The sequence below is a fragment of the Roseovarius sp. SCSIO 43702 genome, assembly GCF_019599045.1.
In the GTDB taxonomy this organism is placed as follows: domain Bacteria; phylum Pseudomonadota; class Alphaproteobacteria; order Rhodobacterales; family Rhodobacteraceae; genus Roseovarius.
On record NZ_CP080623.1, the window covers coordinates 323235 to 338413 of the forward strand.

Sequence of the window (15179 nt, forward strand, 5' to 3'; positions counted from 1 at the left end):
TCGGGGCGTTTTCATTCCCGCGCCCTGAGCACCCGAGCCGGGCGAGCGGCAAGGGGCCGCCACGCAAAGGCGATCCCGGCAAGCAATGTCACGACGATACCCGCCCCGACGATTGCAAGGGCCGAGGGCCAGATCACCGCGAAGCCGGTCTCCATGACGAAATGGCTCACCGCCCAGCCGCCGATGATCCCGGCCAGAAGTGCCACCATCCCCGCCGCGGCACCCAGGAGTGCCGAGCGCAAGACCAGGCTCAGCAGGATGCGCGCCCGGGTCGCGCCAAGCGTGCGCAGCACCGCCGCCTCGAAGATGCGCTCCCTCTGGTCCGCCGCCGCGGCCCCGATCAGCACGAGAAACCCGGTCAACAGCGTCGCCGATGCGCCCCAGGCGGTCGCCGCCGCGAGGCCCGCGAGCAGGCCCGATACCCGGTCGATCGCGTCGCGCACCCGGATCGCGGTCACGTTGGGCATGGTATCCGAGATGTCGCTCAGGATCGCCGGTTCCGCCTCCGGCTCGGCATAGACCGTCGCGATGAAACTGTGCGGCGCGCCGGAAAGCGCCGCTTCGTTCATGATCATGATGAACCCCATCCCGGCGGTCGAGAAATCGACCTCGCGAATGGATGTGAGCGTCGCCGTGATGTCGCGTCCGAGGATGTTGACCGTGATCTCGTCGCCGAGGCTCAGGCCCATTTCCTTGGCCTCTTCGGCGGCGAAACTGACTTGCGGCGGCCCGTCATAGCCATCCGCCCACCATTCGCCCGCCGTAACCGTCGTCCGGTCCGGCACCGCGCCCGCGTAGCTCACGCCGCGGTCGCCGTTCAGCACCCAGTGATCGCCGGCCACCTCTCTTGCGCGCCGGCCGTTGATCTGGGTGATGATCCCGCGCAGCATCGGCGCGGCGTCGATGTGCGTCGCGCCGTGTTCGTGCCGCAGGCGTGTCTGGAAGTCCGACATCTGGTCTTTCTGGATATCGACGAAGAAGAAGGCGGGCGCGCGCTTGGGCAGGTCACGCTCGATCGCGCCACGCAGGTTGCCATCGATCTGGCCAACCGCGGCGAGAACCGAAAGGCCAAGCCCCAGCGACAACATGACCGGCACCGCCGAGCTTCCCGGCCCGCCGATTGCCGCCAAGGCCCAGAGGAGCGCCGGGCGCGTCCGGGCCGCGCCACGCCCCCGCCTTGCCAGCAACCGGACGCCAAGCGCTGCGACGACGAGCAGGAGAAGCGCCCCGAAGATGCCGCCCGCCGTCCAAAGCGCGAGGCGCGGATTTCCCGAGAACCAGACCGAGGCTCCGACAAGGGCGCCGATCAGAAGCAGGATGGTCAGAAGGAAGGGCCAAGCGGGGAAATCGTCGCGGGTCTCGTCGTTGTCGCGAAAGAGGCTGGCCGCGCGCACGTCCGCCGCCATGGCCAGCGGCCAGAGGGTGAAGATCAGGGCAGCCAACGCGCCGTAGATCGCGGCCTCGACCATGGGCGCGGCAAAGAAGCCGAACCGCGCGGGCACCGGCAATTGTGCCGTGATGGCGGGACCAAGCAGCACCGGCAGGGACGCGCCCAGTACCACGCCCACCGAGAGACCCAGCAGGGTCAGCAGGCCGATCTGGATGAAGTAGGTGGCAAAGATCGTGCGACGCTCGGCCCCCAACGTGCGCAGCGTGGCGATAACCGGGATCTTTCCCGCCAGGTAGGCGCGGATGGCCGTGGCGATGCCCACGCCGCCCACGGCCAAACCGCTCAGCCCCACGAGGACCAGGAAAGCCCCCAACCGATCCACGAAGGCCGCCACGCCCGGTGCCCCGTTGCGCGCATCCCGCCACGTAAGGCCGCGATCGGGGAAGCGCTTGGCGAGCGCGCGTTTCTGCGCGTCGAAATCCGTGCCCGAAGGAAGGATGAGCCGCGTTCGCGTGGTGTAGAGCGTGCCGGGAGCAAGCAATCCCGCGCCGTCTAGCGCACTGCGATGAACGATGCTGCGGGGACCGAGTGCGAAGCCGCTCGCGATGCTGTCGGGTTCGCGCTCCAGCGCGGCGGTCACGCGGAATTCCTGCGTCCCGAGCCGTATCGTGTCGCCGACCGACACGTCCAGTTGCGCCATCAGCACCGGGTCAAGAACGGCCCCGGGGCGGGGACCATCTGGGCCAAGCGCCGCGTTCAGCGGCATCGCGGGGTCGAGCGCGACCCGGCCCACGAGCGGATAGGCATCATCGACCGCCTTGACCTGGGTCAGCGCCCGCGCCTCGCCCGCGACGGCCATCGAGCGGAAATCCGTGATGGTGGACAGCTCGTTCGACATCTCGTCCAGATAAGCCAGTTCGTCGCCGTCGGGCGCGCGATAGGTGATCTCGATCTCCGCGTCTCCACCGAGAAGCCGCGCGCCTTCCGCACTCAGGCCCGCCTGTATGCCTTCACGCACCGTGCCGACTGCGGCGATGGCGGCGGCGCCGAGGATGAGGCAGCCGAGAAAGACCCGGAACCCCGCAAGCCCGCCGCGCAATTCGCGAAGCGCCAGCCGGAAAGCGAAGCGCAGGTTCACCGGCGCGGACTTTCGGCGAGGCGTCCATCGGCAAGCCCGACCATCCGGTCGCAGCGCGCGGCGAGCGGCGTGTCGTGGGTTACGAGGACGAGGGTTGATCCGTGCCGGTCGCGGAGACCGAAAAGCAGCTCGATGATGGTCTCACCGGTGGGACCGTCGAGGTTGCCGGTCGGCTCGTCCGCGAGGATGAGCCCCGGGCGCGGGGCGGCGGCGCGGGCCAGCGCGACGCGCTGCTGTTCGCCGCCCGACAGCTGCGAGGGATAATGGTCCACCCGATGCTCGACACCCACGGCGGCCAGTTCCTCTCGGGCGCGACGTTCGGGCTCGTCGTGGCCACCAAGCTCGAGCGGGGTCATCACGTTCTCGAGCGCGGTAAGCGTCGGTATGAGGTGGAAGGACTGGAAGACGACGCCGATATGCGCCCGCCGCAACCGCGCAAGTGCGTCCTCGTTCATTTCACCCAGATCGTGACCGAAGGCGCGGACCGTGCCACCCGTCGGCTTCTCGAGGCCGCCCATCAACATGAGAAGCGATGATTTTCCCGACCCCGATGGCCCGGTCAGGCTGAGGGTTTCCCCTTGCCCCACGTCGAGCGTAATGTCGCGCAGGATATCGACACGGCCCGCATTGGATTTAAGTGACAGGGACGCGTTTTCGAGCGACAGGATGGGTGACGACATGCAGACGGGCCTTGTTTCGCGCTTTGTGACATATGGGGCGGCGCTTGGGATGGGCAAGGCTCTGTGCCTGCTTCTCGCCCTTGTCGCGCTGCCGCGGATTGCAACGGCGGAGGAGATCACGATCCTGGCCTTCGGGGACAGTCTGACACAGGGGTACGGTCTTCCCGAGGACGAAGGCTTCGTGCCGCGGCTCGAGGACTGGCTCGAAGAGGCGGGGCGCGACGTGCGCGTCGTCAACGGCGGCGTTTCCGGCGACACCACGGCGGGCGGCGCGGCGCGGATCGCCTGGAGCCTGACGCCGGAGGTCGATGCAATGATCGTCGCGCTGGGCGGCAACGATCTGTTGCGGGGCATCGCGCCCGAGGTCAGCCGCGCCAACCTGGACCGGATCCTGCACGAGGCGCAGGCACGGGAGGTGCCAGTCCTGCTGGTGGGGCTGGCGGCGCCCGGAAACTACGGCCCCGACTACAAGGTCGCTTTCGACGCCATCTACCCCGAGCTTGCGGAGCAGTACGGCGCGCTCCATGCGCCCAGTTTCTTCGCGGGGTTGCCGGAGGAGGATCCGGCGAAACTGCGCGGCTATCTTCAACCGGACGGCATTCATCCCAACGCGGACGGGGTGGAGCGGATCGTCGAGGGACTGGGCCCTCATGTTCTCGACCTGATCGACAGGGTGAAATGAAAAAGGGCCGCGGTGCGGCCCTTTCAATCCTTGCGAAATCGCGCGGCTCAGACCAGCGCGATGTTGCCCGCCGACTCGCGGCCATCGCGGCCGGCTTCGAGGTCGTAGGTCACTTTCTGGTTGTCGGCCAGGCCGGTGAGGCCCGCGCGCTCGACAGCCGAGATGTGCACGAACACGTCCTTGCCGCCGCCTTCGGGCGCGATGAAGCCGTAGCCTTTGGTGGTGTTGAACCATTTAACGGTGCCGTTAGCCATACCGTTGTCTCCTCAGAATATTACTGCCCACATTATGCGGCAGCCTGGCTCGTCAGTGCAGAATCGAATGCTGAGCCTTCTCAGGAAGCAGATAGTCGATAGTGGTAACGTCGCACCCAAGCATATGTGGAGTTGTGGACGGCAAAACAAGGAAAAAAATTAAAACCGGCTATTTCAGGCGCTTGGCCGCCGATCGGGGGGTGTGGAGCGTTCGGGGTGGGGCGGCTTGCCGGAGGGCACACGCATTGCGCGCATGAGAATCAGCGGAAGGCGGCGCAGGGTCAATGTCAGGATGCGCGGGTATTCGACCTCGCCGTTCAGGAGCCGCAGGAACTCGGCCTTCAGGACGCGGGAGTGACCGAAACCACGCCGGAAAACCGGGCGGAAACGCTCGGAGAATATGAGCGGCCTGAGCCAGCCCGCGAGACGGAGCGAGCGGCGGATCGGCCGGACGGCGCGGGTGTAGGCCGGGAGCGCGCGGGCCGCGTCCCCGGCGGCGAGCGCGTCACGCACGGCGCAGGCGGCGGCGTGACCGGACTGCATGGCATAGGCGATGCCCTCGCCGGTGATGGGGTCGAGATACCCCGCGGCGTCGCCGGCGAGAAGCGTGGTGCCGCGACCGGGCGTGCCCTTGTCCTCGCCGGAGGGAAGGAAGTGTCCCTTGACCCGGGCGCCGCTCGCATCGCCCAGAAGCTCTTGATAGCGTGCTATTTTCTCGGACATGTCCCGGTTGAGGGCCGCCACTCCGCCGACACCGACCGTGGTGGTGTGACGTTTAGGGAAGGACCAGCCATAGCCCCAGCGCGCGGCGTCGAAATCGATGCGGATGGGCGCGAGCGGGCCGGGATCGGCGCTGTTCGGAGCCTCCACCTCGAGGGCGAACCCCACCCGGTCGGGGTCGAAGGCGCGGCCGAAGAGCGCCTTGGCGACGATGCTCTGCACCCCGTCCGCGCCGAGCAGGACGGACCAGCCCAGCGCCGCGCCGGAGGCGAGCGTCAGACGCCGCGATTCGAGGTCGAGAGAGGCGACGCGATGGCCGGTGAAGTCGGTCGCGCCCGCTTCGCAAGCCATTGTTTTCAGGAGGTTGTCCATGTCCCAGCGCATCGTCACATGCATCGGGGAAATCACCTCTTCCGGGCCGAGGCGCGCGCCGTCGAGGTAGAAGGCGAAGCGTGTCCGTTCGTCGAAGAGGGCGGGGTCCAGGGGGCGGTCGAAGACCGATTCGAAGACCTTGCGGGCGCGGCCCGAGAAAAGCCCGCCGCAGAGCTTGGCGCGGGGGAAGGCGGCCTTGTCCACAAGCGCGACGGAAAGGCCCGCGCGGGCCGCGGTGAAGGCGGCGGAGGCGCCGGCGGGACCGGCGCCGATGACGACGAGATCGAAGATTCGGGGGGCTGGATCCATCATGGCGCAGGTCTATGCGAGGGGCCGCAAAGGTGCCAGAATTTAACGTCGGTATCCATGTCGGTATCCACGTCGGTATCACGTCGGTGCGACCGCGCGCCGCCGCGAGAAATCGTTAAGGAAGTCCTGCGATGGTCGGCGCGACACGAGCCCGAGAGAGGACCGCCGCCATGACCGAGCCCCGCCCCCGCCGCCTGACCCGGAGCGAACGCATCGCGCGCGACGCGCTGATGCGCAATCTCATCTATCTTCAGCGCGACACGTGGGTCACCGCCGCGATCCGCGAGGAGGTGCCGGATGCGTGGCACACGCTCGAGGCCGACCTCGACGTGTGGGAGAAGAAGGAGAAGGTGACGCTCTATCTCGATGGGTCGGTCGCGAAATTCTATCGCGCGATGGGCGCGGGATACCAGGCGCGGATCAACCGGCTTCTGGCGACCTGGGCGCAGATGAAGATTGCCGGGGAGGTGCGGCTGGACGAGTTCATGACCAAGCGGGTGGATGCCGAGATCGGCGAGGAGGGCGACCGGGCCGAGATGGCCTTCGCGGAGGTGGAGGAGGAGCTCGAGTGACGGGCGGCGCGGCGGCCACCCGTCACTCCCAAGGGAGATCCTTGCACATCGCCACGAGGTGATCGACGAAGAGGCGCAGGCGGGTCGATTGAAACCGGTTGGGGCGGAACACCGCGTGGATGTCGCGCTCGGGCCAGGTCTCGTGGTCGGGCAGGAGGCGGACCAGGCGGCCCGCCGCGAGATGCTCGGCGACGAAGAACACGGGCAGGATCACGATACCCACCCCCGCGATGGAAGCCTGGCACAGCATCTCGCCGGAATCCGACCGGAACGAGCCGGCGAGCGAGACCTGCCCGACCTCGCCCGCCGCATCCCGGTAGCGCCATTCGTGGACCGAGGTGTTGCGCGAATAGACCAGCACCTCGTGACCGGCGAGGTCTTCGGGCGTTCGCGGCACGCCGCGGCGTTCGAGATAGCCGGGTGCCGCGCAGAGCACGAAGGGGCAGGAGGCCAGCCGCCGTGCGATCAGCGAGGAATCCTTGAGCGTGCCGATCCGCACCACCACGTCAAGGCCGTCGGCGTCCGGGTCGACGAAGCGGTCGTCGAGGCTCACGTCGAGCGTGACACCGGGATAGGTGGCGGCGAAACGGGCGACGCCCTCGGTCAGGCAGGTGATCCCGAGCCCTTGCGGCAGGCTGATCTTGAGCGGCCCGCGCGGATGGGCGCCAAGCTCGAGGATCTCGTTTTCCGCTTCCGCGAGATCGTTCAGCGCGCGCCGCGCGCGGTCGTAATAGATCGCGCCCTCTTCCGTCACCGACACGTTGCGCGTCGTGCGGTTGAGCAACTTGACCTTCAGGTCCAGTTCCAGGTTCTGAACCTGCTTGGAGACCGCCGAACTGGTCAGGCCGAGCCTGCGCGCGGCGCCTGCGAAGCTCTGCTCCTCGACGACCGCGGCGAAAACGCCGATGCGGGAAATCCGGTCCATTCCATTATCAACCTTTTGGCACGAGTGAGATGACATTTCTCCATATTATCAATTCAAACGCAATGGCCGATATTCGTGCCAACGCAACACACACATGGATTGGAGTTTTGACATGACCTTCGAGACCAACGCGACCATCGGCGCGACGCTGACCCGCCTATCCCTCGGGACCGTCCTTCTGGCCCACGGGCTTCTGAAGGTGATGGTGTTCACCGTGCCCGGCACGGTGGCCTTCTTCGAGAGCCTCGGCCTGCCCGCGATCGCGGCCTACCTCACCATCTTCGCGGAACTCGCGGGCGGCACGGCGATCCTGCTCGGCCTCTACACGCGGCTTGCGGCATTGCTGTCGATCCCGCTGCTGCTGGGCTCGGTCTGGGCCCATGCCGGCAATGGCTGGCTCTTCAGTGCCGAAGGCGGCGGCTGGGAGTTTCCCGCGCTGCTGGTGGCCCTCGCGGTCGCGGTGGCGATCCAGGGTGGCGGGGCCTTCGCCCTGCGCAGGCTGCCGGTCATCGACGGCTTCATCCCCGAGGCGCTGAGGGTCTGACGGGGGCATGACGGAGCCCTGCGACGAGAGGCCGTAGCCGCGGCCTCTCGATTTGGCTTCATAGATCGGTGGGGGATGTTATCATCGGGCGTTCCCTGCATCAGACGGACCACCAATCATGAGAGCGTTTCGCCAAGTCGTCCTGTCGATGGTGGTTCTGGCCGCCGGGCTTTACGTGTGGATCGCTCATGTTCCCGCCGCGCAGCCCGTTCTGGACCGCCTGGGGCTTTTGGACCTGCTCGGGATCGAAGCGTCGCAGCCTGACGAGGCCAACGGGGAGAACGGGCGGTCCGATCCGGCGGTGCGGGTGATCACCGCCACGGTGGGCGAGCAGGCCATGCAGGACCGGGTGAGCGCGATCGGCGACGGTCGCGCGCGCCGTTCGGTCGACGTGCGCTCGAAGGCGGTGGGGACGATCACGGGCGTGGCCCTCGAGCCGGGGAGCTACGTGGAGGAAGGCACCGAGATCGTCCAGCTCGAGGACGAGGCCGAGCGGATCGCGCTGGAACAGGCCCAGATCCAGCTCGAGAACGCGCGTGCCGATGCCGAGCGGGCGCGGCAGCTCGCGGCGCGCGGCACGGTATCGGAGGTGCAGTTGCGCGAGCTGGAGCTTGCGCTGCGCAGCGCCCAGCTTGCCGTCCGGCAGGCCGAGTTCGACCTGTCGCGGCGTCATGTCGAGGCGCCGATCTCGGGCTGGGTCGGAATCATCGACATCGAGCCGGGCGACCGGGTCAACGCGCAGGATTTCCTCGTCAACATCACGGACAGGTCCGAGATACTGGTGGATTTCAGGGTGCCCGAGCGGCTCATCGGCAAGATCGCGGTCGGCCAGCCGATCGAGGTGAGGCCGGTGGGCGGCCCGGAGACGGTGCTCACCGGAGAGGTCAGCGCGATCGACGCGGTGGTCGACCGGGCGAGCCGCACGCTCCTGGTGCAGGGGCGGGTGCCGAACGACGGGGACCTGCTGCGCGCGGGCATGGCCTTCTCGGTCGGCATGTCATTCCCCGGCGAGACGCTCTTGTCGGTGCCGCCGCTCGCCGTGCAATGGTCGGGCGAGGGCCCTTACGTCTGGGCGGTGCGCGACGGCCGCGCGGCGCAGGTGCCCGTCACGATCATGCGCCGCGAGAGCGAGAGCGTGCTGGTCACGTCGGCGGAGCTGAGCGCCGGTGAGACGGTCGTCACCGAAGGCGTGCAGACCCTGCGGGAGGGGGCCGAGGTCAGCGCGGCGGATGGCCGCGAGGCACGGTGCCGGGCCGGCGGGAGGGCCACGCTGTGAGCGCGGGCGGGACCGGCACGGCGCTTTTCGTGCGGCGGCCGATCCTGGCCTTCGTGCTCAACGCGCTCATCATCCTGGCGGGGGTCGCGGCGCTTTTCGGGGCGGAGATCCGCGAGTTGCCCAACGTGGACCGGCCGGTGGTGACGGTCACTACCGGCTTTGCGGGCGCATCACCGGAATCCGTGGATCAGGAGGTGATCAGCCGGGTCGAGGGCGCGGTGGGGCGGGTGTCGGGCGTACGCTCGATCTCTTCCGCCTCGCGCTTCGGGCGCGGCCGCGTCACGGTGGAATTCAACGACAACGTCGATATCGACGTGGCCGCGATGGACGTGCGCGACGCGGTGGGGCGGATCGTCAACGACCTGCCCGAGGACGCGGACCAGCCCGAGATCGTCAAGGCCGACGCGAATGCCCAGCCCGTCATGCGCATCGCGGTCACGTCGTCGGCCCGCTCGCCGCAGGAACTGACGGCGATCGTGCAGGACCGCGTCGAGGACCGGCTGATCTCGGTCGATGGTGTCGCGGACCTCCAGGTCTATGGCGACCGGGAGCCGATCTTCCGCGTCGATATCGACCAGCTCGCGCTGGCCAGCCGGGGCCTGACGCTGGGCGACGTGCAGCGCACGCTGGCGGACGTGGCGCTCGACACGCCGGCGGGCGACCTGGCGGGCGACCGGCAGGCGATCAACGTGCGTACCACCGCGAGCGTGGTGACACCCGAGGCGTTCGAGGCGCTGGAGATCAAGCCGAATGTCCGGATCGGGGACATCGCGCGGGTGACGCTCGGCCCCGCGACCGGCGAGACGGTGCTGCGTGCCAATGGCCGGCAGGGGGTCGGGATGGGGGTGATCCGGCAGGCCACGTCGAACACGCTCGAGATCTCGAAGAACGTTCACGCCGTGGTGGCCGAGCTGAACCGCACCCTTCCCGACGACGTGGAGGTCTTCGTGACATCGGACGACGCCACCTTCATCTCGGGCTCCATCGAGGAGGTGGTCAAGACGCTCGGCTTCGCCATCGCCTTCGTGGTGGCGGTGATCTTCCTTTTCCTGCGCGACGCGCGCGCGACGCTCATTCCGGCGCTGACCCTGCCGGTGGCGCTGGTGGGGACGCTGGCGGCGATCTACCTCGTGGGGTTCTCGATCAACATCCTGACGCTGCTGGCGCTGGTGCTGGCGACGGGGATGGTGGTGGACGACGCCATCGTCGTGCTCGAGAACATCGTGCGCCAGCGCGCCGCCGGGATGGGGCCGCGGGCGGCGGCGGTGCATGGCACGAGCCAGGTCTTCTTCGCGGTGGTGACGACCACGGCGACGCTGGCCGCCGTCTTCGTGCCGTTGTCGTTCCTGCCGGGACAGGCGGGCGGGCTTTTCCGCGAGTTCGGCTTCACGCTGGCGATGGCCGTGTCGCTGTCCTCGGTGGTGGCGCTGAGCCTCTGCCCCGTCCTGGCCAGCCGCCTTCTCACGAGGCCGCCCAGGAAGGACGCGCGCGGCCCGATGATCTGGCTCGGCAACCGGCTCATGCGGCTTTACGAGGCCACGCTGCGCGGTGCTCTGGCGATGCCTTACGTCATCGTGCTGATCGCCGGTTTCGTGGCGGCGACGGCGGTGATGATGGCGGGGACGATCCGGCAGGAATTGACCCCGCCCGAGGACCGCGCCGTGGCGCTTCTGCGGGTCACGGCACCGGCGGGCGTGTCGCTCGACTACACGCAGTCCAAGATGCGGCAGATCGAGGACGCGGTGACGCCGTTGCTGGAAAGCGGCGAGATGACGAACCTTTTCGCCTTCAGCGGGTTCAGCGCCAACAATCGCGGGTTCATGGTATTCACGCTGGCGAACTGGGCGGACCGCGACCGCAGCCAGCAGGAGATCGTGGCCGAGATCAACCGGGAGCTGGGCAATGTCATCGGCGTGCGCGCCTTCGCGATCCAGCCCAATTCGCTGGGCATCCGGGGCGCGGGGCGGGGTCTGGCCTTTGCCATCACCGGCAACAATTACGACCAGTTGTCGGAGGTGGCCGACGCGATGATCGACCGGCTGCGGCAGATCCCCGGCATGGGCCAGGTGCGGCTGGAATACGACCGCACGCAGCCGCAGCTCTTCGTGCAGGTCGACCGGGAACTGGCGGCCGACCTGGGCATCGACATCACCGGGCTGGGACCGGCCTTGCAGGCGGTGCTGGACGGGCGCGACGTGGCCTCGGTCTTCATCGACGACAAGAGCTATGACGTGCAGATGCTCTCGACCGCGAACCCGATCGACGATCCCGGCGACCTCGAGAGCATCTTCGTCAGGACGGGCAGCGGCATGATGGTGCCGATGTCGAGTTTCGTCACGCTGGAAGAACGCGCCGTCGCGCCGGAACTGGGCCGCGAGGGGCAGAACCGGTCGGTGGAACTGACCGCCGGACTCACGCCCGAGATGTCGCTGGGCGACGCGCTTGCGCATGTGCTGGAGGTCGGGGAGGAGGTTCTGGCGCCCGAGAACCGCATCGTGCCGCTGGCCGAGGCGGCGACGCTGGACCAGACCAATGCGGGCATGATCGTCACCTTCGGCTTCGCGATCCTCGTGGTGTTCCTCGTGCTTTCGGCCCAGTTCGAGAGTTTCGTCTCGGCCGTGGTCGTGATGGCGACCGTGCCGCTGGGCCTCGCCTGTGCGGTCTTCGCGCTGCTGCTGACGGGGCAGAGCCTCAATGTCTATTCCCAGATCGGGCTGGTGATGCTGATCGGGATCATGGCCAAGAACGGGATCCTGATCGTCGAATTCGCCAACCAGCTCCGCGACCGGGGGAACGAGGTGAGGGATGCCATCCTCGGGGCCTCGACCATCCGGCTGCGCCCGGTGATGATGACCATGACCTCGACCGTGCTGGGCGGCGTGCCGCTGGTGCTGTCCTCGGGCGCCGGCGCCGAAGCGCGCGAGGCGCTGGGCTGGGTGATCGTCGGCGGGCTGGGGCTGGCGACGCTCTCGACGCTCTACCTGACGCCGGTGGCCTACCTGCTTCTCGCGCGCTTCTCGACCCCGAAGGCGAAGGAGGAGAGGCGCCTGCGGGAGGAGTTGCAGGCGGCGCAATCGCAGACCGCGTGAGGGGCATGGGCCGGGCGGCGCCCTCTCACAACAGGCATGTTTCCTTGACGTGGGTTTCGAAGAAGTCCGAGAAGGTCGCGACGCGCAGCGGCAGGCGGTCGTAGGGCGGGTAGTAGAGCGTGAGCCAGATCTCGGGCGGGGACCAGCCGGGCAGCACCTCGGCCATGCGCCCGGCGGCGAGGTCGTCGGCGACGATGAAACGCGGCAGAAGGGCGATGCCCTCGCCGTTCCTCACGAGCCCGGCCAGCAGATCGCCGTTATTGGCGCTGATCCGGCCCGTCGCCTTGTGGCTGTGCCGGCGCTTGCCGTGGCTCAGGTGCCAGATCTCGTCGCGCGAGCCGGCGTGGTAGCCGAGGCAGTCGTGCTCGGCCAGGTCCCCGGGCCTTTGCGGTGTGCCGCGTGCACGCAGGTAGTCGGGCGTCGCCACCAGCAGGCGCGGCACCTTGCAGATCTTGCGCCAGATCGTCGACTTGTCGTCGGGCGGGCCCGAGATGCGGATCGCCAGGTCGAAATCCTCCTCGACGATATCGACGAAGGCGTCGGACAGGTTCACGTCCACGGTGGTTTGCGGATGCAGCGCGCCGAATTGCGACAGCACCGCCGGCAGCACCTTGATCCCCAGCGATAGCGGCGCGCTGATCCGCAGGCGGCCCGAGGTGATGCCCTGCGCCTCGCGCGTGTCGTCCGCCGCGCGGGCCAGCCCCTCGGCGTGGGGGGCCGCGCGCGCCGCGTAGACCGCGCCCGCCGAGGTCAGCGAGACCTGCCGCGTGGTGCGCACCAGCAGTTGCACGCCCAGCCGCGCCTCGAGCGCCGCGATGGTGCGCGTGACCGAGGCGGGGGTCATGCCCAGTTGCCGCGCCGCGCCCGCGAAGCTCTGCTGCTCGGCCACGGCCAGGAAGACGCGGATGGATTCAAGTTCGCCCATGGGTGATTATTACGATGTGCACAATGGTGAATGCAAGATTATGGTCATTCTCCGGCATACTCCGCCGCTCTATATGGGGGTCAACAAGACCTGTACCGGAGAACAGCCATGCTGACCCAGATCAAGGGCCTGCACCACGTCACGTCGCTGGCGTCGGACGCGCAGGACAACAACCGCTTCTTCACCGACCTGCTCGGGCAGCGTCGGGTCAAGAAGACCGTGAATTTCGACGCGCCCGAGGTCTATCACCTCTATTACGGTGACGAGACCGGCTCGGCCGGCACGATCATGACCTATTTCCCCTTCCCGCATATCGTGCCGGGCCGGCGCGGCAGCGGCGAGGTGTCGGAGACGGCGTTTGCCGTGCCCGAGGGCAGCCTCGCGTTCTGGCGCGACCGGCTGGAGGGCGCGGGCGTTCGGGGCATCGCCCCCGAGACGCGCTTCGGAGAGCGGCGCCTGCGCTTTGCCGGGCCCGATGGCGACGGTTTCGCGCTGACCGAGGTTGCGCGGGATCCCCGCGCGCCCTTCGCGGGCGGGCCGGTTCCGGCGGACCGGGGCATCCACGGTTTCCGCGGGGTGACGATGCAACTGCGCGACGGCGCCGCGACGGTGGAGCTGCTCAAGCTCATGGGCTACGAGGAAACGGGCCGCGAGGGCGCCATCACGCGCCTTGCGCTGCGGCAGGGCAACGGCGCGGATATCGTCGATATCGAGATCCGCCCCGATATGCCGAGGGCGCGCGAGGGCGCGGGCTCGGTGCATCATGTCGCCTTCGCGGTCGAGGATCGCGCGGCACAGGCCGAGGTGCGCCAGGCGCTGCTCGGGGCGGGGGCGCATGTCACGCCCGCCATCGACCGCGACTACTTCTGGGCCACCTATTTCCGCACGCCCGATGGCGTGCTGTTCGAGATCGCGACGCACGAGCCCGGCTTCACGCGCGACGAGGATGTCGCGCATCTGGGTGAGGCGCTGAAACTGCCCCGGCAGCACGCGCATCTGCGCGACAGGCTGGAGCAATTCCTGCCGGAGATCGCCGACGCGGCCTGATCGGCCGCGCCGTGACACGGATCCTGAAGAAAGGAGAGACTTCCCCTGAACTGGAAACCACCTGGGCGCCGCGCATGCTCAGCGTCCTGCGGATCGCGGCCGGGTTGACCTTCCTGTGCTACGGCACGGAAAAGATCCTCGGCTTTCCGGCGAACCGCACGCCCGAGATGTTCTCGATGTCGTGGAACGCGGGCCTGATCGAGCTTGTCGCCGGGGCGCTGCTGGTCCTGGGGCTGTTTACCCGTCCGGCCGCCTTCGTCGCGTCGGGCACCATGGCCGTCGCCTATTTCGTGGCGCACGCACCGCAGAGCTTCTTTCCGTCCGTCAATGGCGGGACCGGGGCGATCCTCTTCTGCTTCGTGTTTCTCTACCTCGTCTTCGCGGGCCCCGGTCCGTGGAGCCTCGATGCCATGCGGAACAGCGCGGCAGGTGACAAAGTTTAACCCCTGATCCCCTAACAAGCCCAACCAAAGGAGACAGACCATGTCCGTCAAACTCGCGATCATCTACTACTCGAGCTACGGCACCAACCACCAGATGGCCAGCATCGCCGCCGAGGCCACCCGCGAGGCCGGCGCAGAGGTGCGCCTGCTGAAAGCGCCCGAGACCGCGCCCGACGAGGTGATAAACAGCCAGGACGCCTGGAAGGCCCAGGCCGAGAAGACCGCCGACGTGCCCGAGGTGACGCCCGAGGACATGGAATGGGCCAACGCCTACCTGATCTCGGCGCCCACGCGTTTCGGCGTCATGGCGAGCCAGATGCGCGCCTTCATCGACACGCTGGGCGGCCTCTGGTTCAACGGCAAGCTGGCGAACAAGCCGGTGACGGCCATGACCTCGGCGCAGAACACCCATGGCGGGCAGGAGACGACGCTCCAGTCCATCTACACGACGGTCATGCACTGGGGCGGGTTCGTCGTGGCGCCGGGCTACACCGACGAGGTGATCTTCAAGACCGGCGGCAACCCCTACGGCTATAGCCACACGGCGGGCGAGGAGTTCTCGGACGACGCCAAGGCCGCCATCGGCCACCAGGCCCGCCGCCTCGTCGAAGTGGCCGGAAAGCTCGCGTGACAGGATAGCACGCAACGCGGCCGGCAGGACCAAGCATGTCCTGACGGTCGATTCCCCGAAGACCGGACCGCATCCCCACCCCCGGCGGCGCCGAAAAAATCCGATCATCCGGTCAAAAAAACATCCAGTAGATGAATCCATCGATTGCTCGCTTTTCCGAGTTCGCGATAAATGTTCCCCGT

Annotated in this window: 14 protein-coding genes; 8 read left to right on the forward strand and 6 right to left on the reverse strand. The window is 68.0% G+C overall.

Annotation, left to right across the window (positions count from 1 at the left end; translation table 11 throughout):
* Window positions 1–11: 11 nt before the first annotated feature.
* Both K1T73_RS01555 and K1T73_RS01560 read right to left on the reverse strand, forming a co-directional pair.
* Window positions 12–2528: an ABC transporter permease gene (locus K1T73_RS01555; RefSeq protein ID WP_220602255.1), complete on the reverse strand. Its 2517-nt coding sequence runs from the start codon at window positions 2526–2528 to the stop codon at window positions 12–14.
* Window positions 2525–3208, reverse strand: coding sequence for an ABC transporter ATP-binding protein (locus K1T73_RS01560; RefSeq protein WP_220602256.1), 684 nt, complete (start codon window positions 3206–3208; stop codon window positions 2525–2527). The genes K1T73_RS01555 and K1T73_RS01560 overlap by 4 nt, the downstream gene beginning before the upstream one ends.
* Window positions 3209–3257: 49 nt before the next feature.
* Between K1T73_RS01560 and K1T73_RS01565 the strand changes: the two genes are divergently transcribed.
* Window positions 3258–3890, forward strand: coding sequence for an arylesterase (locus K1T73_RS01565; protein WP_220602257.1), 633 nt, complete (start codon window positions 3258–3260; stop codon window positions 3888–3890).
* A gap of 47 nt (window positions 3891–3937) precedes the next feature.
* On the opposite strand, the gene K1T73_RS01570 is transcribed toward K1T73_RS01565, so the two are convergent.
* Both K1T73_RS01570 and K1T73_RS01575 read right to left on the reverse strand, forming a co-directional pair.
* Window positions 3938–4144: a cold-shock protein gene (locus K1T73_RS01570; RefSeq protein ID WP_220602258.1), complete on the reverse strand. Its 207-nt coding sequence runs from the start codon at window positions 4142–4144 to the stop codon at window positions 3938–3940.
* A 174-nt stretch (window positions 4145–4318) separates the two neighbouring features.
* On the reverse strand, window positions 4319–5548 hold the full coding sequence (locus K1T73_RS01575; protein WP_259400399.1) for a geranylgeranyl reductase family protein: 1230 nt from the start codon (window positions 5546–5548) through the stop codon (window positions 4319–4321).
* A gap of 167 nt (window positions 5549–5715) precedes the next feature.
* Here K1T73_RS01575 and K1T73_RS01580 point away from each other — a divergent pair, with 167 nt between their 5' ends.
* A complete protein-coding gene (locus K1T73_RS01580; RefSeq protein WP_220602259.1) occupies window positions 5716–6117 on the forward strand; it encodes a BrnA antitoxin family protein in 402 nt (133 codons plus the stop codon).
* Between the two features lie 22 nt (window positions 6118–6139).
* On the opposite strand, the gene K1T73_RS01585 is transcribed toward K1T73_RS01580, so the two are convergent.
* On the reverse strand, window positions 6140–7042 hold the full coding sequence (locus tag K1T73_RS01585; RefSeq protein WP_220602260.1) for a LysR family transcriptional regulator: 903 nt from the start codon (window positions 7040–7042) through the stop codon (window positions 6140–6142).
* A gap of 112 nt (window positions 7043–7154) precedes the next feature.
* Here K1T73_RS01585 and K1T73_RS01590 point away from each other — a divergent pair, with 112 nt between their 5' ends.
* From K1T73_RS01590 to K1T73_RS01600, 3 genes are all read left to right on the forward strand, one after another.
* A complete protein-coding gene (locus K1T73_RS01590; RefSeq protein WP_220602261.1) occupies window positions 7155–7586 on the forward strand; it encodes a DoxX family protein in 432 nt (143 codons plus the stop codon).
* 118 nt (window positions 7587–7704) lie between these two features.
* Window positions 7705–8862, forward strand: a complete 1158-nt coding sequence (locus tag K1T73_RS01595; protein WP_220602262.1) for an efflux RND transporter periplasmic adaptor subunit — start codon at window positions 7705–7707, stop codon at window positions 8860–8862.
* Window positions 8859–11951: an efflux RND transporter permease subunit gene (locus K1T73_RS01600; RefSeq protein ID WP_259400402.1), complete on the forward strand. Its 3093-nt coding sequence runs from the start codon at window positions 8859–8861 to the stop codon at window positions 11949–11951. Before K1T73_RS01595 ends, K1T73_RS01600 begins: the two co-directional genes overlap by 4 nt.
* 25 nt (window positions 11952–11976) lie before the next feature.
* Here the strand turns inward: K1T73_RS01600 and K1T73_RS01605 are convergent, their stop codons facing one another.
* Window positions 11977–12876 (reverse strand): LysR family transcriptional regulator, encoded by a 900-nt coding sequence (locus K1T73_RS01605; RefSeq protein ID WP_220602264.1) that lies wholly within the window; start codon window positions 12874–12876, stop codon window positions 11977–11979.
* Between the two features lie 108 nt (window positions 12877–12984).
* On the opposite strand from K1T73_RS01605, the gene K1T73_RS01610 reads away from it, so the two are divergent.
* The 3 genes from K1T73_RS01610 to wrbA all read left to right on the forward strand — a co-directional run bounded on the left by K1T73_RS01610 (window position 12985) and on the right by wrbA (window position 14997).
* Window positions 12985–13923, forward strand: coding sequence for a ring-cleaving dioxygenase (locus tag K1T73_RS01610; protein WP_220602265.1), 939 nt, complete (start codon window positions 12985–12987; stop codon window positions 13921–13923).
* Between the two features lie 74 nt (window positions 13924–13997).
* Window positions 13998–14366, forward strand: coding sequence for a DoxX family protein (locus tag K1T73_RS01615; RefSeq protein ID WP_220602266.1), 369 nt, complete (start codon window positions 13998–14000; stop codon window positions 14364–14366).
* 40 nt (window positions 14367–14406) lie between these two features.
* A complete protein-coding gene (wrbA, locus tag K1T73_RS01620; RefSeq protein ID WP_220602267.1) occupies window positions 14407–14997 on the forward strand; it encodes an NAD(P)H:quinone oxidoreductase in 591 nt (196 codons plus the stop codon).
* Window positions 14998–15179: the final 182 nt, after the last annotated feature.

Coding starts and splice junctions, on each gene's coding strand:
- K1T73_RS01615 (WP_220602266.1), top strand. CDS start 13,998: ATGCTCAGCGTCCTGCGGATCGCGGCCGGGTTGACCTTCCTGTGCTAC.
- K1T73_RS01565 (WP_220602257.1), top strand. CDS start 3,258: ATGGGCAAGGCTCTGTGCCTGCTTCTCGCCCTTGTCGCGCTGCCGCGG.
- K1T73_RS01585 (WP_220602260.1), bottom strand. CDS start 7,042: ATGGACCGGATTTCCCGCATCGGCGTTTTCGCCGCGGTCGTCGAGGAG.
- K1T73_RS01560 (WP_220602256.1), bottom strand. CDS start 3,208: ATGTCGTCACCCATCCTGTCGCTCGAAAACGCGTCCCTGTCACTTAAA.
- K1T73_RS01605 (WP_220602264.1), bottom strand. CDS start 12,876: ATGGGCGAACTTGAATCCATCCGCGTCTTCCTGGCCGTGGCCGAGCAG.
- K1T73_RS01570 (WP_220602258.1), bottom strand. CDS start 4,144: ATGGCTAACGGCACCGTTAAATGGTTCAACACCACCAAAGGCTACGGC.
- K1T73_RS01590 (WP_220602261.1), top strand. CDS start 7,155: ATGACCTTCGAGACCAACGCGACCATCGGCGCGACGCTGACCCGCCTA.
- K1T73_RS01580 (WP_220602259.1), top strand. CDS start 5,716: ATGACCGAGCCCCGCCCCCGCCGCCTGACCCGGAGCGAACGCATCGCG.
- K1T73_RS01595 (WP_220602262.1), top strand. CDS start 7,705: ATGAGAGCGTTTCGCCAAGTCGTCCTGTCGATGGTGGTTCTGGCCGCC.
- wrbA (WP_220602267.1), top strand. CDS start 14,407: ATGTCCGTCAAACTCGCGATCATCTACTACTCGAGCTACGGCACCAAC.
- K1T73_RS01610 (WP_220602265.1), top strand. CDS start 12,985: ATGCTGACCCAGATCAAGGGCCTGCACCACGTCACGTCGCTGGCGTCG.
- K1T73_RS01575 (WP_259400399.1), bottom strand. CDS start 5,548: ATGATGGATCCAGCCCCCCGAATCTTCGATCTCGTCGTCATCGGCGCC.